This is a genomic window from Pseudomonas sp. (genome assembly GCF_030696055.1).
Classification (GTDB): Bacteria; Pseudomonadota; Gammaproteobacteria; order Pseudomonadales; family Pseudomonadaceae; genus Aquipseudomonas.
The window spans coordinates 18,464-38,337 of the sequence record NZ_JAUYNP010000090.1 but is presented as its reverse complement, the minus strand read 5'-3'; the positions used below and the strand labels follow the sequence as shown (position 1 = coordinate 38,337).

Sequence of the window (19,874 nt, the reverse complement as noted above, 5' to 3'; positions counted from 1 at the left end):
CGCCAGTGTCCTTTCTGGAATCTACGGATTAATTATTTATGTCTCTGATTGCGGACTACGGCCTCGTATTGCTGCTGCTTGCCTGCCTCTTCGGCTTTTTCATGGCCTGGGGCGTGGGCGCCAACGACGTGGCCAACGCCATGGGCACTTCGGTGGGCTCGAAAGCCCTGACCATCAAACAGGCGATCTGTATCGCCATGGTCTTCGAATTCTGCGGCGCCTACCTGGCCGGCGGTGAAGTCACCGAAACCATCAAGAACGGCATAGTCGACGCCTCGGTGATCACCCCCGACCTGATGGTGCTGGGCATGATGTCGGCGCTGCTGGCAGCCGGCACCTGGCTACTGATCGCCACCAGCCGCGGCTGGCCGGTATCCACCACCCACTCCATCGTTGGCGCGGTAATTGGCTTCGCCGCAGTCGGCGTGTCCGTTGACGCGGTGCAGTGGTCGGCCGTCGGCCCGATCGTGGCCAGCTGGGTGGTGACTCCTGTGCTCTCGGGCCTGGTCGCCTTCGGCCTGTTTATGAGCGTGCAGAAGCTGATCATCAATACCGACAACCCCTTCCTCAATGCCAAGCGCTTCGTGCCGCTGTATATGTTCGCCACCGGTTTTATGGTGGCGATCATGACCCTGACCAAGGGCCTCAAGCATATCGGCCTGGAACTCAACAGCAACCAGAGCCTGCTGCTGGCCGCCGGTGTCGGCGCGCTGGTGATGCTGCTGGGCATCGCCCTGCTTAGCCGGATCAAGGTCGACGAAGAAGCGGACAAGGACTTCCACTACGCCAGCGTGGAGAAAGTCTTCGCCGTACTGATGGTCTTTACCGCCTGCTCCATGGCCTTCGCCCACGGTGCCAACGACGTGGCCAACGCGGTGGGTCCTCTGGCGGCCATTGTCGGGGTGATCCAGTCGGGCGGCGATCTGACCATAGGCGCCAAGTCTGCAGTTCCAGGCTGGGTGCTGCTGCTCGGCGCCGTGGGTATCGTGATCGGCCTGGCCACCTATGGCTACAAGGTGATCGCCACCATAGGCCGGGAAATCACCGAACTGACCCCGAGCCGCGGTTTCGCCGCCGAACTGGCCACCGCCACCACGGTAGTGGGCGCCTCGGCCATCGGCCTGCCGGTTTCCACCACCCACACCCTGGTCGGCGCGGTGCTGGGCATCGGTATCGCCCGTGGTATCGGCGCACTGAACCTAGGCGTGATCGGCTCGATCTTTATGTCCTGGATCATCACCCTACCCGCGGGTGCGGGCCTGTCGATTTTGTTCTTCTTTATCCTGCGCGGCATCTTCCTCTGAGTTAGCCCCACGGCGGTTTTATCCGCGGCAGCCTTGCCACTATGATGGCGAGACTGCCTGCGGAGACCGCCGATGCCCCTGCCTTCCCTTAAAGACCAATTCGCCGCGCTGATCGCCACGCCTTCGGTGAGTTGCACCCAAGCCCATTGGGATCAGTCCAACCGTGCGGTGATCGAGTTGCTGGCCGGCTGGCTCGGCGACCTCGGCTTTGCCTGCGAGATGCAGGAAATCACCCCTGGCAAATTTAATCTGCTCGCCAGCTACGGCAGCGGCCCGGGCGGCCTGGTGCTGGCCGGGCACAGCGACACCGTGCCCTTCGATGCGGCGCTGTGGCAGACCGACCCGCTCCAGCTCACCGAGGTCGACGGTCGCTGGGTGGGCCTGGGCAGCTGCGACATGAAGGGCTTCTTCGCCCTGATCATCGAGGCGGTGCAACCCCTGCTGGCACAGCGCTTCCAGCAGCCGCTGCTGATCCTCGCCACCTGCGATGAAGAAAGCTCGATGGCCGGCGCCCGAGCCCTGGCCGCCGCCGGCCGGCCACTGGGCCGCGCCGCGGTGATAGGCGAACCGACCGGCCTCAAGCCGATTCGCCTGCACAAGGGGGTGATGATGGAACGCATCGATATCCTCGGTCGCAGCGGCCACTCCTCCGACCCCAGCCTCGGTCATAGCGCCCTGGAGGCCATGCAGGATGTGATGGCTGAGCTGCGCGGCCTGCGTGCGCAGTGGCAGCGCGAGTTCAACAACCCGCAGTTCGGCGTGCCGCAGCCGACCCTGAACTTCGGCTGCATCCATGGCGGCGACAACCCCAACCGTATCTGCGGCCAATGCTCGCTGGAGTTCGACCTGCGCCCGCTGCCGGGCATGCAGCCGGAGATGCTGCGCGCGGCGATCCGCCAGAAGCTGCAACCCCTGGCCGCACAGCATCAGGTGCAGATCGATTTCGCCCCGCTGTTCCCCAGCGTGCCGCCCTTCGAGCAAAGCGCCGACGCCGAACTGGTGCGCCTGGCCGAGCGCCTGACCGGGCACAGCGCTGGCGCGGTGGCATTTGGCACCGAAGCGCCTTATCTTCAGCAGCTCGGTTGTGAAACCCTGGTACTCGGCCCCGGCGATATCGACTGCGCCCACCAGCCGGGCGAATACCTGGAAATGGCGCGCCTGCAGCCGACCGTGCAGCTACTGCGCGAGTTGATTAGTTATTACTGTTTGCAACCGGCATCCTGAGCCGAGTTCCTGTGTCATCTGGAGGAGAGAACGCGTGAAGCTGCCCCAACTGCGACGATAAATCCGCTCTCGGCTGCCTCGTCTGGCGCGCCCTGCGCCGTTTCCATGCGTTCCCTACTCGACACAGGTTATTCAAGCAATGCACGACCACGTTAACTGGCTACGTCACGCCTCGCCCTATATCAATGCCCACCGCGACTGCACCTTTGTGGTGATGCTGCCGGGCGAGGGCGTGGCCCATCCGAATTTCGGCAATATCGTTCACGACCTGGTGCTGTTGCACAGCCTCGGCGTACGCCTGGTGCTGGTGCACGGCTCGCGTCCGCAGATCGAAGCGCGCCTGGCCGAACGTGGCCTGACGCCGCGCTATCAGCACAACCTGCGGATCACCGACGGGCCGACCCTGGAGTGCGTGATCGACGCCGTCGGCCAGTTGCGCATCGCCATCGAGGCGCGCCTGTCGATGGACATGGCGCGCTCGCCCATGCAGGGCTCGCGCCTGCGCGTGACCGGCGGCAACTTCGTCACCGCGCGGCCGATCGGCGTGGTCGATGGCGTCGACTACCACCACACCGGCGAAGTGCGGCGCATCGACCGCAAGGGCATCAATCGCCTGCTGGATGAGCGCAGCATAGTGCTGCTGTCGCCCCTGGGTTATTCGCCGACCGGGGAGATCTTCAACCTGGCCTGCGAGGATGTCGCCACCAGCGCCGCCATCGACCTGGACGCCGACAAGCTGCTGCTGTTCGGCGCCGAATGCGGTTTGCTCGACGAGGCCGGCAAGCTGGTGCGCGAGTTGCGCCCGCAACAGGTGCCGGCGCACCTGCAACGCCTGGGCAGCAGCTACCAGGGCGAATTGCTGGACGCCGCCGCCCAGGCCTGCAGCGGCGGCGTGCGGCGCAGCCATATCGTCAGCTACGCGGAAGACGGCGCGCTGCTCAGCGAGCTGTTCACCCGCGCCGGCAACGGCACCCTGGTGGCCCAGGAACAATTCGAATCCCTGCGCGAGGCGACCATCGAGGACGTCGGCGGCCTGATCGAGCTGATCAGCCCGCTGGAAGACCAGGGCATCCTGGTGCGCCGCTCGCGCGAGGTGCTGGAGCGCGAGATCGAGCAGTTCAGCATAGTCGAGCGCGAAGGCCTGATCATCGCCTGCGCCGCCCTGTATCAGATCGCCGACTCGGATTTCGGCGAACTGGCCTGCCTGGCGGTGAACCCGGCCTACCGGCATGGCGGCCGCGGCGACGAACTGCTCGAACGCATCGAGGAACGCGCCCGCGCCCAGGGCCTGAAGACCCTGTTCGTGCTCACCACCCGCACCGCCCACTGGTTCCGCGAGCGCGGCTTCGTGCCCAGCAGCGTCGACCGCCTGCCCGCCGCCCGCGCCTCGCTATACAACTACCAGCGCAATTCCCAGGTATTTGAAAAGGCGCTGTAGGGTGGGTTAGCGGCACGTAGCGCACGACTCAAGGAAGGCGGCGGTGAGCGAGTGCCGCGCAACCCACCAAGCGGTATCAGCCCATTTGGTGGGTTACGGCGCAGCCAAATGCGCGTCAACCGTTAGCCATGCAATAAGCGCCTAACCCACCCTACGAATCTTGCCTGGCGCTAATCCGGTAGGCCGCTGCTACAGCATTCGTTTCGGCAGATGGGGCGGCAGGTACAAACTGAGATAGGCATCGAACACGCGCATGCCTTCCTCGGCCATACGCGGGGTGATTTCGCCGTGCAGTTGCACCGAGCGCGCATAGACGCGGTCGCCCAGCTCCATGGCCAGGGCGAACACATCCACATCAGCCGGCAGTTGCGGCAAGGGGAAGTGACGGTCGAACAGCAGCTGCATCAGCTGCCCCAGTTCGATGTCGTGCTGGCGGTCGGCCTGGGTCACTTCGGCCAGCCCGTGCTGGGCCAGAATCAACTGCCGCGCCGCCGCATCGGCGGCATAGATCGCCAGCATGCGCTGCTCGACCAGCCGCGACAGGTCACGCCAGTCGCGTAGCTGCGCGTGTTCCACCGGCTGCTGCAGGCAGGCGCGAAAGGCCGCGTGAATATCCGCGGTCAGCCCCTCGAGCAGGGCCGGCACGCTGGCGAAGAAGTGATACACCGAGGACGGCGGAATACCCGCGCGCTCGGCCACGCTGTAGATCGACAGGCTGGCCACGCCCTGCTCGGCCAGCAATTCGCGGGCCGCCGTCAGGATCACGGCAATCCGGGTCTGGCTGCTGGCGCGGGGTTTGCGGACGGTGGTCGGACGCGACATGGCGACGCTCTCGGCTATGGACGCGCTATTGGACGGGAAGACGCCGCAAGCTACAAGCGGCAAGCATGCGCAAAAGAGTTCGTAGGGCGGACATGCCGCCAGGCTTGTCCGCCATCCAGGCCGCACGAGGCGGACAAAGCTTCGGCATGTCCGCCCTACGCCAGCGGGCCGGCTGCTTATTAAGCGCGGGCGCCGCGCACGCCTTGCGCCAGCTGGCGACACAGGCTGAGCACACCGTCCACGGCCTGCTGATCGTTCTGCGCATTGGCGATCTGGTCGACCAGGGCCGAGCCGACCACCACGCCGTCGGCCAGACGGGCGATGGTCGCCGCGTGTTCCGGAGTGCGGATGCCGAAGCCGATGCTGATCGGCAGCTCGGTATGCCGGCGCAGGCGGGTCACGGCTTCCTGCACGTGCTCCAGGGTGGCCGCACCGGCGCCGGTAACGCCGGCCACCGAGACGTAATAGACGAAGCCCGAGCTGCCGTTGAGCACGGTGGGCAGGCGCGCATCGTCGGTGGTCGGGGTGGTCAGGCGGATAAAGTCCAGGCCGGCGGCCTGGGCCGGGTCGCACAGGTCGGCGTTATGTTCCGGCGGCAGGTCGACCACTATCAGGCCGTCGACGCCGGCTGCCTTGGCGTCGGCGATAAAACGCGGCACGCCGTAGTAGTGGATAGGGTTGAAGTAGCCCATCAGCACCAGCGGCGTGTCCTGGTTGTCGGCGCGGAACTCGCGGACCATCTGCAGGGTCTTGGCCAGGTTCTGCTTGGCACCCAGGGCACGGATATTGGCCAGTTGAATGGCCGGGCCGTCGGCCATCGGATCGGTGAAGGGCATGCCCAGTTCGATCACATCGGCGCCGGCAGCCGGCAAGCCCTTGAGGATCGCCAGGGAGGCGTCGTAGCCCGGGTCGCCGGCGGTGACGAAGGTCACCAGGGCCGCGCGGTTCTGTTGTTTCAGCTCGGCAAAGCGTGTCTGCAGGCGGCTCATGCGTGCTTCTCCTGCTCTTGTTCTACTTGTGGGCTCATATGGTGCATCACGGTCTGCATATCCTTGTCGCCACGGCCGGACAGGTTGACCACCATCAGGTGATCCTTGGGCAGCTTGGGCGCGCGTTTGAACACTTCGGCCAAGGCGTGGGACGACTCCAGGGCCGGGATAATGCCTTCCAGGCGACAGCACTTGTGGAAGGCGTCCAGGGCTTCGTTATCGGTGATGGAGCAGTACTCGACCCGACCGATCTCATGCAACCAGGCGTGCTCCGGGCCGATGCCTGGATAGTCGAGGCCGGCGGAGATGGAATGCGCATCGATGATCTGGCCATCGTCGTCCTGCAGCAGGAAGGTGCGGTTGCCGTGCAGTACGCCCGGTACGCCGCCGTTGAGGCTGGCGGCGTGCATGCCGGTCTCGATGCCGTGGCCGGCCGCTTCGACGCCGATCATCTTGACGCTGGCGTCATCGAGGAATGGATGGAACAGGCCCATGGCATTGGAGCCGCCGCCGATGCAGGCGACCAGCGAATCGGGCAGACGACCTTCCTGGGCTTGCAGTTGCTCGCGGGTTTCCCGGCCTATCACCGCCTGGAAGTCGCGGACCATGGCCGGGTAGGGGTGCGGGCCGGCGACTGTGCCGATCAGGTAGAAGGTGTTGTGCACATTGGTCACCCAGTCGCGCAGCGCCTCGTTCATCGCGTCTTTCAGGGTGCCGGTGCCGGCGACCACCGGGATCACGGTGGCACCCAGCAGCTTCATGCGGAACACGTTGGCCTGCTGGCGATCGATGTCGGTGGTGCCCATATAGATCACGCACTCCAGGCCGAAACGCGCGGCGACTGTGGCGGTGGCCACGCCGTGCATGCCGGCGCCGGTCTCGGCGATGATGCGTTGCTTGCCCATGCGCCGGGCCAGGAGTATCTGGCCGATGCAGTTGTTGATTTTGTGCGCGCCTGTGTGGTTCAGCTCTTCGCGCTTGAGGTAGATCTTGGCGCCGCCGCAGAACTCGGTCAGGCGTTCGGCGAAGTACAGCGGGCTGGGACGGCCGACGTAGTCGCGCTGGAAGTAGGCCAGCTCCTTGGCAAACTCGGGATCGAGCTTGGCCTTCTCGTATTCGGCGGCCAGGTCGTGAATCAGCGGCATCAGGGTTTCGGCGACGTACTGGCCGCCGAATTGGCCGAACAGGCCGGTGGCGTCGGGGCCGTTGCGCAAGGAAGTCATGGCGTTCTCCTGGAAGGTCGGGCATGTAGGCAATGCATAGAGGATAAGGCTGTGGGCCTCGCGGCAAAAGCGATAAGATCGCCGTAACCTGTCAGGAAAACTCACAGATGAGCCAGGACCTACCGCCGCTCAATGCCCTGCGCGCCTTCGAAGCCGCCGCCCGTCTGCACAGCGTCAGCCTGGCGGCCGACGAGCTACACGTGACCCATGGCGCGGTCAGCCGGCAGCTGCGGGCCTTGGAAGAACACCTGGGGCTGGCGCTGTTCGCCAAGGACGGACGCGGCCTTAAACTCACAGATGCAGGCATGCGCCTGCGCGAGGTCAGCGGCGAGGCCTTCGAACGCCTGCGCACTGTCTGCGCCGAGTTGCAGCAGGGGCAGGCCGAGGCGCCTTTCGTCCTGGCCTGCCCCGGCAGCCTGCTGGCGCGCTGGTTTATTCCGCGTCTGGATCGGCTCAATCGCGAGCTGCCGGAACTGCGCCTGCAGCTCTCGGCCAGCGAAGGCGAGCTGGACCCACGCCGAGCCGGCGTGGACGCCACCCTGTGCTTCGCCGAGCCGCCCTGGCCGGCGGATATGCAGGTCTATGAACTGGCCGCCGAGCGCATCGGCCCGGTGCTAAGCCCACGCTACCAGGGCCATGACCGACTGATCCAGGCCCCGCCCGCGGCACTGCTGGGCGAGCCGCTGCTGCACACCAGCTCGCGCCCCCAGGCCTGGCCGAGCTGGGCGGCGGGTAATGGCCTGGATAGCCGCGCCCTGCGCTACGGCCAGGGCTTTGAGCATCTGTATTACCTGCTGGAAGCCGCCGCTGCCGGCCTGGGCGTGGCCATCGCACCGCAGCAACTGGTGGCCGACGACCTGGCCGCGGGTCGCCTGGTGGCGCCCTGGGGCTTCGTCGAAACCTCGGCGCGGCTGGCGTTGTGGCGGCCGCTGCGCAGCCGCGACAACCGCGCCGAGCGCCTGGCCCGCTGGCTGGCCACCGAACTGGGCAGCGCATAAGTCCTGGTGATAAGCCGCGACGCAGTGATGCGTTTCCTTGTGCTTTCTGCGGGCTTGGCTAGCGTGAAGCTAAGGCAACTCTTGCCGTTAGCCGTATGCCACGCCAAATCCAAGGAGCAACGCCATGTCCGATCATCATGTGTACAAGAAAATCGAAATAGTCGGCTCATCCAAGATCAGCATCGAAAACGCCATCGAAAACGCCCTGGCCGAGTGCGCCAAGTCGGTACGCAATATGGACTGGTTCGAGGTGGCGGAAACCCGCGGGCATATCGAGAACGGCAAGGTCGGCCATTACCAGGTCACCCTGAAAATCGGCTTTCGCCTCAGCACGAGCTAAGCGGCCAGCTACTGCATAGGGTGGACAGGGCGACGCCATGTCCACTCCGCTACGCACAAATCCCATTCAGGGCAATGATCAGCCTTGGAATCCATAGAAAAAGCCCCACTCTCTAACCTAGAACCTGTTCACGCTCTCGCGAGCGAAGGTCAGGCAAGGCGCTACGTTAGTAACAGCCTCCGGCTGGTCAAAACAGGCGAAGAAGCGGAGTTTACGCATTGTAAATGAGCATTCTGAGCCTGTTTTTAACGCAGCATCACCGATGCGCAGCAGAGCGTGAGCAGGTTCTCAGGCATTGCCGCAATTAGGCGGCGCTGACACTGGGTAACCACAGGTAGGGCCGATGAACGCGTTAGCAGGCAGCAAGTTTTCCACCCTCGATCTCGCCCCGATCCGCGCTGACGGCGGGCCGGCACAGGCGCTGCACAACTCGCTGGCGCTGGCCCAGCATGTCGAACGCCTGGGCTTCACCCGCTTCTGGGTGGCCGAGCACCACAATATGGACGGCATCGCCAGCTCGGCCACCGCCGTGCTGCTCGGCTATCTGGCCGCCGGCACCTCACGCATTCGCCTCGGTGCGGGCGGGGTGATGCTGCCCAATCACGCGCCGCTGGTGATCGCCGAGCAGTTCGGCACCCTCGCCACCCTCTATCCGGGACGCATCGATCTGGGCCTGGGCCGCGCCCCCGGCGCCGATCAGTTCACCGCCCAGGCGCTGCGCCGCGACCGAATCGGCAGCGCCGATGATTTCCCCGCCGATGTCGAGGAGCTGCAGCGCTACCTGGGGCCGCGCACACCGGATCAGCGAGTGATCGCCATGCCCGGCACCGGCACCAACGTCCCCATCTGGCTGCTCGGCTCCAGCCTGTTCAGCGCCCAGCTGGCCGGCGAGAAGGGCCTGCCCTATGCCTTCGCCTCGCACTTCGCGCCGCGCTATATGCATGAGGCGATTCGCATCTACCGCAACCACTTCAAACCCTCGGCGGAGTTCGACAAGCCCTATGTGATGCTCGGTGTGCCCTTGATCGCCGCGGACAGCGACGAGCAGGCCGAATACCTGGCGACCTCGGCCTACCAGCGCATCCTCGCCCTGATCCGCGGTCACAGCCTGGTGCAAAAGCCGCCAGTGGCGAGCATGCAGGGCCTGTGGTTGCCTCACGAGAAAGAGGCGGTCGGCAGTTTCCTCGGCATGGCGATGATCGGCGGCCCAGAGAAGATCCGCGCGCGCCTGGAAGTGTTACTGGAGCAAACCGGTGCCGATGAGCTGATCTTCACCTGCGACCTGTATGACTTCGCCGACCGTTTGCACGCCTTCGAGCTGCTCGCTCAGCTGCGCTGAATGGCGCGCCTAGGCAGGCCTGCTAGAAGGTGCCGCAGCGCAGCACCTTACCGCGCGCCAGCAGGTTGCGCTGGCCGTCGTACAGCCAGGCCTGGGCCTTCATCACCAGGGGCCGGGCTTCCAGGCGATAGTGCTGGCCGGCCACGAAGTCGGCATAGCGAACGCGGATCTCGCAGGTAATCTGCCGCGGCTCGTACACGCCGTCCAGGCCACCGCCACTGCTCACCTCGAACTGGAAGCGCGCCTGCAACTCATGGGCGCCGGGCGTCACCTGGAAGTAGCGACCATCGTTGAGGCGCTGGCCATCGAGCCTATCCGCCATCAACAGGGTGCCGGCGCTGGCATGCAGTGCGACCCAGGCCTGGTCGGGATCGCGCGCGGGTATCGGCGAGACGCAGGCGCCGAGGAAAGACGCACCGAGGATCAGGGCAAGGTAACGCATAGCGATCTCCGCAATAGGCATGCTGCAATCAGCCTACGCCGATCCTGCACTGGAGGCAGCACCGGCAATGCGCTAGCGTGGCGGGCATGCGCATTCAACCTAGCAATCACCTATTCGACGCCCGACCTTGGCGCTGGGCTCCCCTGGCCGCGCTGCTGTGGCTGAGCGGCTGCGGCAGCCTGGATTACTACAGCCAGCTGGCACAGGGGCAGTTGCAACTGCTGCAGGCCCGCACCCCGATCGCCGAGCTGCTCGACGACCCGACGCTTGACCCCGCACTCAGACCGCGCCTGGCCATGGCCCTGCAGGCACGGCGCTTCGCCAGCGCCGCGCTGGGCCTGCCGGATAATCGCAGCTACCGGCTGTACGCCGATATCCAGCGGCCCTTTGTACTGTGGAACCTGTTCGCCACCGCGGAATTCTCCCTCGCGCCTGAACTGCACTGCTTTCCCATCGCCGGCTGCGTGGCCTATCGCGGCTTCTACAGCCAGAGTCGGGCCCGGGGCGCGGCGGCGTTGCGCCAGCAACAGGGGCTGGATACCTACCTGGGCGGAGTAGAGGCCTACTCCACCCTCGGCTGGTTCGACGACCCTATCCTCAACACCATGCTGCGCTGGAGCGACGAACGCCTGGTGGCGGTGATCTTCCACGAGTTGGCGCACCAGCAGCTGTATGTGGCGAACGACACCGCCTTCAACGAATCCTTCGCCACCTTTGTCGAACGCCAGGGCTTGCGCCAGTGGCGTGCCGCACGCGGCCTGGCGCCCGCCGATCCGCAGGGCGAGCGGCAACGCGAACAGTTCACCGCCTTGGTATTGGCGAGCAGAACGCGCCTGCAGCAGCTATACAACACAGGCTTGCCGGCCGCGCAGATGCGCGCCGGCAAGCAGGCCGAGTTCGCCCGCCTGCGCGCCGAGTACCGCAGCCTGCGTGACCGCGAATGGGGCGGGCAGGGGCGCTATGACGGCTGGATAGCCGCGCCGCTGAACAACGCCAAGCTGCTGCCGTTCGGCCTCTACGATCGATGGGTGCCGGCCTTTGCCGCCCTGTTCCAACAGGCCGAAGGCGATTGGCCGCGCTTCTACCGAGAGGCCGAGGCGCTCGGCAGGCTCCCGGCGGCTCAACGTAAGCAGGTGCTGACAAGGCTAATCGCCAAGGCTGAGAACTTGCCTAACCCAGCACCAGTCCAACCTACTAACCCCCGTGCAATAAAGGAGCACCAAGATGACTAAATGGACCCTGGCCCTGCTGTTGGGCTTGCTCAGCGGCGCCGCACTGGCGGCACCCAAGCCCTGCGAAGAGCTGAAGAAGGAAATCGAAGTGAAGATCCAGGCCTCAGGTGTCAGCACCTACACCCTGGAAATAGTGCCCAATGCCGAAGCCAAAGACCCCAATATGGTGGTCGGCAGCTGCGAGGGCGGCAGCAAGAAGATCATCTACCAGAAAAACGCCTGACCGCCGCAAAGCCATCAACACCCTCTTCCCCCAACCGCATCGGTACGTGGCATTTAATGCCACGTACCGATAGCGGCGCTGGGTTAGGGCAGCAGAATGCTCGCCCCCATGGTCTGCCGGGCGCTCAGCGCCGCCTGCGCGGCGGCGGCGTCCTTGAGCGCATAGCGGTGGCTGATCTCGACCTTGAGCTGGCCGCTGGCGATCATGGCGAACAGCTCGTCGGCCATCATTTGTAGGCGCGCCGGGGTATCGGCGTAACTGGCCAGGGTCGGGCGGGTGACGAACAACGAGCCCTTCTGCGCCAGGATGCCCAGGTTGACCCCGCTCACCGCGCCTGAGGCATTGCCGAAGCTGACCAGCAGGCCGCGGGGAGCCACGCAGTCCAGGGAGGTTTCCCAGGTGTCCTTGCCGACGCCGTCATACACCACCGGGCACTTCTTGCCCTCGGTCAGCTCCAGCACGCGCTGCGCCACGTTCTCCTGGCTGTAGTCGATGGTCGCCCAGGCGCCCTGCTCCTTGGCCCGCGCGGCTTTCTCGGCGGAGCTGACGGTGCCGATCAGCTGCACGCCCAGGGCCTTGGCCCACTGGCAGGCGAAGGAGCCGACACCGCCAGCGGCGGCGTGGAACAGGATGGTTTCACCGCCCTTGAGCGGGAAGGTCTGGCGCAGCAGGTACTGCACGGTCAGGCCCTTGAGCATGACTGCGGCGGCCTGCTCGAAGCTGATCGTGTCCGGCAGTTTGACCAGTTTGTCGGCGGGCAACACATGCAGCTCGCTATAGGCGCCCAGGGGCCCGGTGGCGTAGGCCACGCGGTCGCCTACCTGGAACTGGCTGACGGCCGAGCCCAGCGCTTCGACTATGCCCGCGCCTTCACTACCCAGGCCAGAGGGCAGGGACGCCGGCGGATAGAGGCCGCTGCGAAAATAGGTGTCGATAAAATTCAGACCTATCGCCCGGTTTTCCACCCGCACCTCGTTGGGGCCGGGGGTGGCGGGCTGGTAGTCGAGGTAGTCGAGTACTTCCGGGCCACCGTGGCGGCTGAACTGGATACGCTTGGCCATCTTGGGCTCCGCAGGCTAGGGATAGACGGTGCTATCCAATCCTCTCCATTGACCGGCGTCAACTGCGAGGGACTAGGGTCTGTTGCCGTTTCATCGCGAGCCGCGTTGCCGCGAGTGGAACGGCAACAGACCCTAAAGCAAATGTTATGCTGGCTGCCGATTTCGCCGCTCAGCCCCTGCGCTGCTGACTGGCCTTACCCGTTTTCAAGGTGCCGCCGTGAGTGACCGTACTGAGGCCGTCAAAGCCTACCTGCTGGATCTGCAAGACCGTATCTGTGCCGCCCTGCAAGCCGAGGATGGCGGCGCCGAGTTCTTCGAGGATGCCTGGCAGCGTCCGGCGGGCGGTGGCGGCCGTACCCGGGTGATAGAGAACGGCGCGCTGATCGAGAAAGGCGGGGTGAATTTCTCCCATGTGTTTGGCGATAGCCTGCCGCCCTCGGCCAGCGCCCACCGTCCGGAACTGGCCGGGCGCGGCTTCGAAGCCCTCGGCGTGTCCCTGGTGGTCCACCCGGAAAACCCCTACGTGCCGACCGCCCACGCCAATGTGCGTTTCTTCAGCGCCGAGAAGGCAGGCGAGGAGCCGGTCTGGTGGTTCGGCGGCGGCTTCGACCTGACCCCCTACTACGCCTTCGAGGAAGACTGCGTGCACTGGCACCAGGTAGCCCATGACGCCTGCGCGCCCTTCGGCGCCGAAGTCTACCCCAGGTTCAAGGAGTGGTGCGACCGCTACTTCCACCTCAAGCACCGCGACGAGCCGCGCGGCATCGGCGGGCTGTTCTTCGATGACCTCAACCAGTGGGACTTCGACACCAGCTTCGCCTTTGTGCGGGCCATCGGCGACGCCTATCTGGCGGCCTACATGCCCATAGTGCAGCGGCGCAAGCTGACCCCCTATGGTGAACGCGAGCGCGAATTCCAGGCGTTTCGCCGTGGCCGTTATGTCGAGTTCAACCTGGTATTCGACCGCGGCACCCTATTCGGCCTGCAGTCCGGTGGGCGTACCGAATCGATCCTGATGTCGCTGCCGCCCCACGTGCGCTGGGGTTACGACTGGAAGCCCGAGCCGGGCAGCGAAGAAGCGCGCCTGACCGAATATTTCCTGACCGATCGCGACTGGCTGGCAAAAACGTAGGGTGGGTTAGCCGCGCAGCGGCGTAACCCACCATTGCGTTGCGCCTGCCGACGCTATGTTGGGTTACGCGGCGGCTTGTATCGTCGTCGTTCTGTAATGGGTATGCGCCGCTAACCCAACCTACGAATGTGCTCTGCAACAGGAAAGGAATTTTTATGGACCGCTACGCTGTATTCGGCAACCCCATAGGCCACAGCAAGTCGCCGCTGATCCATCGCCTGTTCGCCGCGCAGACCGGCCAGCAGCTGAGCTATGAAGCGTTGTTGGCGCCGCTGGAGGATTTCCCGGGTTTTGCCCGGGCCTTCTTTGCCGAGGGCCTGGGCGGCAATGTCACCGTGCCGTTCAAGGAGCAGGCCTTCCAGCTGGCCGACAGCCTGACGCCCCGGGCCCGGCGCGCTGGCGCGGTCAATACATTGAAGAAGCTGGAAGACGGCAGCCTGCTCGGCGATAACACCGACGGCGCCGGGCTGGTGCGCGACCTCAAGGTCAATGCCGGTTTCGACTTCAAGGGCAAACGCATCCTTCTGCTGGGGGCCGGCGGCGCGGTGCGCGGGGTGCTGGAGCCCTTGCTGGCCGAGCAACCGGCGGCCCTGGTGATAGCCAACCGCACGGTGGCGAAAGCCGAGCAGCTGGTGCACGAATTCGCCGATCTGGGCCCGCTGGCGGCCAGCGGTTTCGACTGGCTGGACGCGCCGGTGGATCTGATCATCAACGGCACCTCGGCCAGCCTGGCCGGCGAGCTGCCACCCATTGCGCCGAGCCTGATCCAGCCCGGTCATACGCTGTGCTACGACATGATGTACGGCAAGGAGCCGACCGCCTTCAGCCGCTGGGCCTTTGATCAGGGTGCAGCGCGTACTTTGGACGGTCTGGGCATGCTGGTGGAACAGGCCGCCGAAGCCTTCTACCTGTGGCGCGGCGTGCGCCCGGACAGCGCACCGGTGCTGGCCGAACTGCGCCGCCTGTTGGCCGAGGGCTGAGGCCCATGCCGTTAAGCGCGGACGAACTGGCGCGGATCAGCGCCCTGACCCTGGGGCATTATCAGGACTGCGCCGAGGACTTTCGCCAAGGCACCCGCGAGCATGACGTCAGCCAGAATATCGCCGCCCTGCTCACGCATATCCAGGCGCAGGCGCCCTACCAGATCCTCGATTTCGGCTGCGGCCCGGGCCGCGACCTGCGCACCTTTAGCGCCCTGGGCCATGTGGCCGTCGGCCTGGATGGCTGCCTGCGCTTTATCGAGATGGCCCGCGCCGACAGTGGCTGCGAAGCCTGGCTGCAGGACTTCCTCGCCCTGGATCTGCCGGATCAGCGCTTCGACGGCATCTTCGCCAACGCCGTGCTGTTTCATATCCCCAGCCAGGAGCTGCCGCGGGTGCTGCGCCAGTTGCATGCGGCGCTGAAGCCGGGCGGTGTGCTATTTAGCTCCAACCCGCGGGGCGACAACCAGGAAGGTTGGCAGGGCGAGCGCTACGGCGCCTATTACGATTGGGCCAACTGGCGCACCCTGCTGGCGGCCGCCGGCTTTAGCGAGCTGGAACATTACTACCGCCCGGCGGGCCTGCCGCGCGAGCAGCAACCCTGGCTGGCCAGCGTCTGGCGCAGGGGGTAGAGGCAGCCGACGAAATCACTCTAAAGGCTACTTTCAGCGGGTCGCCGGCCTGGTACCCTAGGCCCGGTATAGCGATGGACCCAGCCGCCATCGGCACTGCTCACAACAATAATAAGGAGCACCCCCTGAATGCGTTTTAAGTCGTTGTTTCGCCCTCTAGTTATCTGGACCCTCGGGCTGTTTGCCGGCCTTCTGCCGCTGGCCTTCGCCGAGGCCGCCACTCCCCAGGAGCAGGTGCAGGTGCAGGCCAGCCGGGTCACCAGTAGCCTGATGCTGTTACGCGGTGAAGGTTTCCAAAAGAAACATCAGGAGGCCCTGGAGACCGATCTGCAAGCCCTGGCGGGCGCCGTGCAAAGCCTGCCGCAAGGCTCGGATACGCTGCGCAGCGCGCATCAGGAGCTGGTGGTGCAGATCCGTCGCGGCGTGGCCTTCGGTCCCGGCGAAGAGGATATGCCCTGGCGCTACCCGGAAGAGCTGAGCAAGGCCTTGCTCGGGGTGCTGGATCAAGCCCGCAAGCTGGCGGCGGCCGGCGACAGCGAACTGGCGGCCAAGCTGGAATACCTCTCGGTGCAGTACCTCAGCCGTTCCTATTTCGGCAACTTCGAAATCGCCCGCGAGCAGACCGACACCTACCTCGGCCAGGATGAGCGCAAGCTGGTGCCGGCTGTGGATAGCGAACTGGCGGCCCTGGACCCCAAGGCGCATGCCGAGCTGGGCAAGCTGAAAACCCGCTGGGAATACCTCAAGGCCGCGCTAAACGACCTGAACAGCCAGAGCAGCGCCCTGCAAAGCGCCTCCGGCCGTCCCTTCGCGCCCATCACCGTGTACCGCCACACCCGCGCCTTTACCGAGCAGTGGATGACGATGTTCTAAGAACCTGGGCACGCTCTGCTGCAAGACGTCGACAGCAATACAGTGTTGCAGGCCAGTGCAAACGGAAGTAGACGGAAATACAAACGGGGCGCTACGGCGCCCCGTTTGCTATCCACGTACGCACGCTCTCACTCGCGCTGGCTACGGCAATCGAGCCGATGCTTTCGCCGCTGAACTGAATTTAATCGATATTGCAATTCGACCTTGATTCCGTCGGTTTCGAGAGCAACAGGATCTTTTGCCGTTATTTCAACCGGCAACGTTCTGCTGCAGAAAGTTCGCGATTAACGGCGCAATCTGCGGCAGCTTTTCTTCCAAGGCGAAATGCCCGGTATCCAACACGTGCAGCGCAGCGGAGGGCAAGTCGCGCAAATAGGCGTGAGCGCCAGCCTCGGGAAAGAAGGCATCGTTGCGACCCCAGACGATCAATGTAGGTGGCTGATGTTGGCGTAACCAAGCTTGCCATTCTGGATACAGCGCAACATTGCGGTGATAGTCGAGCGCCAGGTCGATCTGAATGGCTTTGCGGCCGGGCTGATCCAGAAAATGCTGATCCAGTGTCCAGCCTTCTGGCGCGACCAATTCTGCTTGCGTGGTGCCGCCGAGATACTGCATTTGCGTTATCGGCAGCGTCAGAATATCGGCAATTTTGGCCTCGGCGTCGGCAACACCGGGACGCAGGCTGATCATGCCTTTTGCCAACTCACTGAGCCCTTCTACATAGGCGTTGCCATTTTGGATGATCAGGCCGGCAATCCACTCTGGATGCCGCGTGGCCAAGCGAAATCCAACCGGCGCACCGAAGTCGAACAGGTAGAGCGAGAAGCGCTGCAGCTGCAATTGCTGGCAGAATTTTTCCATCACATCGGCCAGCAGATCGAAACTGTAGTGGAGCGTGCCGCCCTCGCGTGCTGACGCCGGCGCATCGCTGTGGCCAAAACCAGGGTAATCCGGCGCGATCAGATGAAAGTGCTGGCCGAGCGCATCGAACAGCCGGCGAAATTGGTGCGACGCGGAGGGGAAGCCGTGCAGCAGCAGTAAGGTCGGCGCATCGATCGGGCCGGTCTCGCGATAGAAAATGCGCAAGCCATCGATGTCGAGATGGCGGTGGGCAATATCTGGAAGGTGAAAAGCCTTAGGAAGTTGAAAAGCGGTCATCTGGCTGTCCTTGCAAATGGGCTTTCGGGGTCTGGCTATGGCGTCGGGGTGTTTAGCGAGCGGACTTGCGTGGTTGACAGTCCGCTCGCAGTGGCGAGCCTGTGTGCAAAACCAGTGGCTCAGTAGCCAACCGTGAAGCGCTGCCGGCGGTGCGCTGGGCGCTCCAGTTCATCGATCATGGCGAGCGCGTAATCGGCCAGCGAAATGCGACTTTCACCCTTGGCATCGGCCAGTAATTGATCACCGCCAAGGCGGAATTTGGCGCTGCGCGCACCCGGCTCCAGATGCGCGGAGGGGCTCAGCATGGTCCAATCCAAGGCTATTTCGTCTTGCAGTAAACGCAGCGCCTGACGGGCACCCTCGGCAGTCGCTTTCCATTGCGCCGGGAATTGTGGCGTGTCGACCAATTGCAGGCCAGGCGCGACCAGCAGGCTGCCGGCACCGCCAACCATCAGCAAACGTGGCACCGCCGCTTGTTTGGTCGCGGCGACTATGGACTGGAAACCGTTCAGGTAATAGCTGAGCACATCGCTGTGCGCATGGCCGCTGAAGGCGCTGATCACCGCCTCGTGACCGCGCAAGCTGGCGCTCAGGCTCTCGGTGTTCAGGGCATCGGCCTTGACTACGCTTAGGCCTTCGTGGGTCGCTAGCTTGTCGGGGTTGGATACCAACGCGGTGACGCTATGGCCGCGGGCCAGGGCTTCGTTTAGCAAGGCTGAGCCGACATAGCCGCTGGCGCCGATGATGGCGATTTTCATGGGGTTGCTCCTGTGGTGACTCAGTGGGCTTGGGTGTGTTTGGGGCGGGAGCCATCATCCCGGTCGCGATTGCATGAATAAACGGCGATAAACAGGATAGACCGCTAAGCATTTCTAAACTGATTGCCGTGTCTCTAACCGCGATCGAACCCATAACCGAACCCATGAGCGGGACAAAGTTGGACCTCAATGCCCTGCTGGTGTTTGCCGCCGTCGCCGAAGGCTGTTGCTACCTAGCGCCTTGTCTCGCTCTAGCCCACGAGATCAGAAACAGCTTCTAGGCCTTAGCTGCTGACGCGCTTGTCGCGGATGCAGGTCGGTCCGGCGCGCTCGATCACCGCCTGTTCCACCTCGTGGCGCAGGCCGAGCAGAAAGGCCGCCTCGGCGGCGACGAACAGCGGGCCTATGACCAGGCCCATAAGGTCGTCGACAAAAGCCGGCTTGCGCCCCTCGTAGTAATGGCCGACAAACTGGATCACCCAGCCGAGCACAAACAGGCCCAGCCCCCCGCTAAGCCAGACCGCGGTGGTCTGCGTCGCCAGGGCCGCGCCGGCCCATAGGCACAGGCCCAGCAGCGCGCTCATCAGCAGGCCGAAACGCAGGTCCAGGCGCAGATAGAAAATTCCCGCCGCCAGCGCGGTCAGCAGCGCCGGCGACAGCCATAGACTCAGCAGTTCGAAACCGGGGCGCGACAGCAGCACGGCCACCGCCAGCACGATCAGCGGAATGCCGATAAAGTGGCTGGCGATATTGCGCCGGTCGCGGTGATAGGCGGCGTATTGGCTCAGATGCTCGACTAGGGTTTTCATTATTTTGTTCCTCACGCAGGCTGATGGGCAGAGCTTGCACTCGGCGCACCGCGCCGCTCTGTCAGCTAGCCGACAAACCGGGAGAAGCCCATGCACGCCGCCAGCGCCTACCAAGCCCGCCTCAGTGAAGGTCACTGGTTCAGCGCCCTGCCCGCCGCCTTGCAGCAGGCCTTGCTGGCTGCCGCCTTGGTGCAGCGCCTGGACGCCGGGCAGGCGCTGTTTCGCCGTGGCGATAAGCCCAGCGGCCTGTATGCCGTGGTCGAGGGCGCCATGCGCATCGGCGCGGTCAGCGCCAGCGGCAAGGAGGCGCTGCTGACCCTGGTCGAGCCGCCCTACTGGTTCGGCGAAATCTCCCTGTTCGATGGCCAGCCGCGTACCCACGACGCCTTCGCCGAAGGTCCCTGCACCCTGCTGCAGGTGCCCCAGGCCAGCCTGTTGGCGCTGCTCGAACGGCAGCCGCAGTACTGGCGCGACTTCGCCCTGTTGATGAGCCAGAAACTGCGCCTGGCCTTTATCGCCCTGGAAGAGATGAGCCTGCTGCCCGCCGCCCCGCGTCTGGCCAGGCGCCTGTTGCTGATGGCGGAGAACTACGGCGAGGGCGAGCCGCGCCGGCTGCTGCAACTGCCCCAGGAGCAGCTGGCCTTGATGTTGGCGATTTCCCGGCAGACCACCAACCAGATCCTCCAGGAACTGCAGGCCCAGGGCATAGTCCGCCTGACCTATGGCGAGATCGAAATCCTCGACCTCGCCCGCCTGCGTCAAACCGCGCAATAAGACCGCCACCGGGCATTTTTGTAGCCCGGATAAAATCCGGGGAAATTTAGCGGCGTACACCCGCTCCCGGATTGCATCCGGGCTACGCGCTGCGCAATAAGGCCGTTGGCCTGCGCGGCGGAC

21 protein-coding genes are annotated in these 19,874 nt (G+C 64.6%); 13 read left to right on the top strand and 8 right to left on the bottom strand.

All coding sequences use genetic code 11. The features are described from left to right. The first annotated feature begins 38 nt into the window (after positions 1 to 38). From Q8Q83_RS05410 to argA, 3 genes are all read left to right on the top strand, one after another. Positions 39 to 1,304, top strand: coding sequence for an inorganic phosphate transporter (locus Q8Q83_RS05410; protein ID WP_305621814.1), 1,266 nt, complete (start codon positions 39 to 41; stop codon positions 1,302 to 1,304). Positions 1,305 to 1,376: 72 nt separating this feature from the next. Beyond that, complete coding sequence (argE, locus tag Q8Q83_RS05405; RefSeq protein ID WP_305621812.1) at positions 1,377 to 2,528, top strand: acetylornithine deacetylase; 1,152 nt, start codon at positions 1,377 to 1,379, stop codon at positions 2,526 to 2,528. Positions 2,529 to 2,667: 139 nt separating this feature from the next. Further along, positions 2,668 to 3,966, top strand: a complete 1,299-nt coding sequence (gene argA, locus Q8Q83_RS05400; protein ID WP_305621810.1) for an amino-acid N-acetyltransferase — start codon at positions 2,668 to 2,670, stop codon at positions 3,964 to 3,966. Positions 3,967 to 4,155: 189 nt separating this feature from the next. On the opposite strand, the gene Q8Q83_RS05395 is transcribed toward argA, so the two are convergent. The 3 genes from Q8Q83_RS05395 to trpB all read right to left on the bottom strand — a co-directional run bounded on the left by Q8Q83_RS05395 (position 4,156) and on the right by trpB (position 7,000). Then, a complete protein-coding gene (locus Q8Q83_RS05395) occupies positions 4,156 to 4,788 on the bottom strand; it encodes a TetR/AcrR family transcriptional regulator (protein ID WP_305621808.1) in 633 nt (210 codons plus the stop codon). A gap of 179 nt (positions 4,789 to 4,967) precedes the next feature. Next, positions 4,968 to 5,777: a tryptophan synthase subunit alpha gene (trpA, locus tag Q8Q83_RS05390; RefSeq protein WP_305621806.1), complete on the bottom strand. Its 810-nt coding sequence runs from the start codon at positions 5,775 to 5,777 to the stop codon at positions 4,968 to 4,970. Continuing rightward, the gene (trpB, locus tag Q8Q83_RS05385) at positions 5,774 to 7,000 is read right to left on the bottom strand and encodes a tryptophan synthase subunit beta (RefSeq protein ID WP_305621805.1); all 1,227 of its coding nucleotides are present in this window, start codon (positions 6,998 to 7,000) and stop codon (positions 5,774 to 5,776) included. The genes trpA and trpB overlap by 4 nt, the downstream gene beginning before the upstream one ends. Positions 7,001 to 7,107: 107 nt before the next feature. On the opposite strand from trpB, the gene Q8Q83_RS05380 reads away from it, so the two are divergent. The 3 genes from Q8Q83_RS05380 to Q8Q83_RS05370 all read left to right on the top strand — a co-directional run bounded on the left by Q8Q83_RS05380 (position 7,108) and on the right by Q8Q83_RS05370 (position 9,677). Continuing rightward, entirely contained in the window at positions 7,108 to 7,998 is an 891-nt protein-coding gene (locus Q8Q83_RS05380; protein WP_305621803.1) for a LysR family transcriptional regulator, read from the top strand. Positions 7,999 to 8,122: 124 nt separating this feature from the next. Further along, positions 8,123 to 8,338, top strand: a complete 216-nt coding sequence (locus tag Q8Q83_RS05375; RefSeq protein WP_305621801.1) for a dodecin — start codon at positions 8,123 to 8,125, stop codon at positions 8,336 to 8,338. A 343-nt stretch (positions 8,339 to 8,681) separates the two neighbouring features. Then, entirely contained in the window at positions 8,682 to 9,677 is a 996-nt protein-coding gene (locus Q8Q83_RS05370) for an LLM class flavin-dependent oxidoreductase (protein WP_305621799.1), read from the top strand. A gap of 22 nt (positions 9,678 to 9,699) precedes the next feature. On the opposite strand, the gene Q8Q83_RS05365 is transcribed toward Q8Q83_RS05370, so the two are convergent. After that, positions 9,700 to 10,119, bottom strand: a complete 420-nt coding sequence (locus Q8Q83_RS05365; RefSeq protein ID WP_305621797.1) for a hypothetical protein — start codon at positions 10,117 to 10,119, stop codon at positions 9,700 to 9,702. An 86-nt stretch (positions 10,120 to 10,205) separates the two neighbouring features. Between Q8Q83_RS05365 and Q8Q83_RS05360 the strand changes: the two genes are divergently transcribed. Beyond that, entirely contained in the window at positions 10,206 to 11,351 is a 1,146-nt protein-coding gene (locus tag Q8Q83_RS05360) for an aminopeptidase (protein ID WP_305621795.1), read from the top strand. Continuing rightward, the gene (locus Q8Q83_RS05355; protein ID WP_305621793.1) at positions 11,344 to 11,574 is read left to right on the top strand and encodes a DUF1161 domain-containing protein; all 231 of its coding nucleotides are present in this window, start codon (positions 11,344 to 11,346) and stop codon (positions 11,572 to 11,574) included. Before Q8Q83_RS05360 ends, Q8Q83_RS05355 begins: the two co-directional genes overlap by 8 nt. An 83-nt stretch (positions 11,575 to 11,657) precedes the next feature. Here Q8Q83_RS05355 and Q8Q83_RS05350 read toward each other — a convergent pair whose 3' ends face one another. Then, entirely contained in the window at positions 11,658 to 12,635 is a 978-nt protein-coding gene (locus tag Q8Q83_RS05350; RefSeq protein WP_305621791.1) for an NADPH:quinone reductase, read from the bottom strand. 217 nt (positions 12,636 to 12,852) lie between these two features. Between Q8Q83_RS05350 and hemF the strand changes: the two genes are divergently transcribed. From hemF to Q8Q83_RS05330, 4 genes are all read left to right on the top strand, one after another. Then, positions 12,853 to 13,767 (top strand): oxygen-dependent coproporphyrinogen oxidase, encoded by a 915-nt coding sequence (hemF, locus tag Q8Q83_RS05345; RefSeq protein WP_305621789.1) that lies wholly within the window; start codon positions 12,853 to 12,855, stop codon positions 13,765 to 13,767. Between the two features lie 155 nt (positions 13,768 to 13,922). Further along, entirely contained in the window at positions 13,923 to 14,747 is an 825-nt protein-coding gene (aroE, locus tag Q8Q83_RS05340) for a shikimate dehydrogenase (RefSeq protein WP_305621788.1), read from the top strand. A 5-nt stretch (positions 14,748 to 14,752) separates the two neighbouring features. Beyond that, positions 14,753 to 15,379, top strand: a complete 627-nt coding sequence (locus Q8Q83_RS05335; RefSeq protein WP_305621786.1) for a bifunctional 2-polyprenyl-6-hydroxyphenol methylase/3-demethylubiquinol 3-O-methyltransferase UbiG — start codon at positions 14,753 to 14,755, stop codon at positions 15,377 to 15,379. Between the two features lie 129 nt (positions 15,380 to 15,508). Beyond that, positions 15,509 to 16,252, top strand: a complete 744-nt coding sequence (locus tag Q8Q83_RS05330) for a hypothetical protein (RefSeq protein ID WP_305621784.1) — start codon at positions 15,509 to 15,511, stop codon at positions 16,250 to 16,252. A gap of 249 nt (positions 16,253 to 16,501) precedes the next feature. On the opposite strand, the gene Q8Q83_RS05325 is transcribed toward Q8Q83_RS05330, so the two are convergent. The 3 genes from Q8Q83_RS05325 to Q8Q83_RS05315 all read right to left on the bottom strand — a co-directional run bounded on the left by Q8Q83_RS05325 (position 16,502) and on the right by Q8Q83_RS05315 (position 18,977). Beyond that, positions 16,502 to 17,410 carry an alpha/beta fold hydrolase gene (locus tag Q8Q83_RS05325; protein ID WP_305621783.1) on the bottom strand — a complete coding sequence of 303 codons (909 nt, stop codon included), beginning with the start codon at positions 17,408 to 17,410 and terminating at the stop codon, positions 16,502 to 16,504. Positions 17,411 to 17,529: 119 nt separating this feature from the next. Beyond that, positions 17,530 to 18,168, bottom strand: a complete 639-nt coding sequence (locus Q8Q83_RS05320; RefSeq protein ID WP_305621781.1) for an NAD(P)-dependent oxidoreductase — start codon at positions 18,166 to 18,168, stop codon at positions 17,530 to 17,532. Positions 18,169 to 18,452: 284 nt separating this feature from the next. Then, positions 18,453 to 18,977, bottom strand: a complete 525-nt coding sequence (locus Q8Q83_RS05315; protein WP_305621779.1) for a DUF962 domain-containing protein — start codon at positions 18,975 to 18,977, stop codon at positions 18,453 to 18,455. A 90-nt stretch (positions 18,978 to 19,067) separates the two neighbouring features. Here Q8Q83_RS05315 and Q8Q83_RS05310 point away from each other — a divergent pair, with 90 nt between their 5' ends. Beyond that, positions 19,068 to 19,751, top strand: coding sequence for a Crp/Fnr family transcriptional regulator (locus tag Q8Q83_RS05310; protein WP_305621777.1), 684 nt, complete (start codon positions 19,068 to 19,070; stop codon positions 19,749 to 19,751). Positions 19,752 to 19,874: the final 123 nt, after the last annotated feature.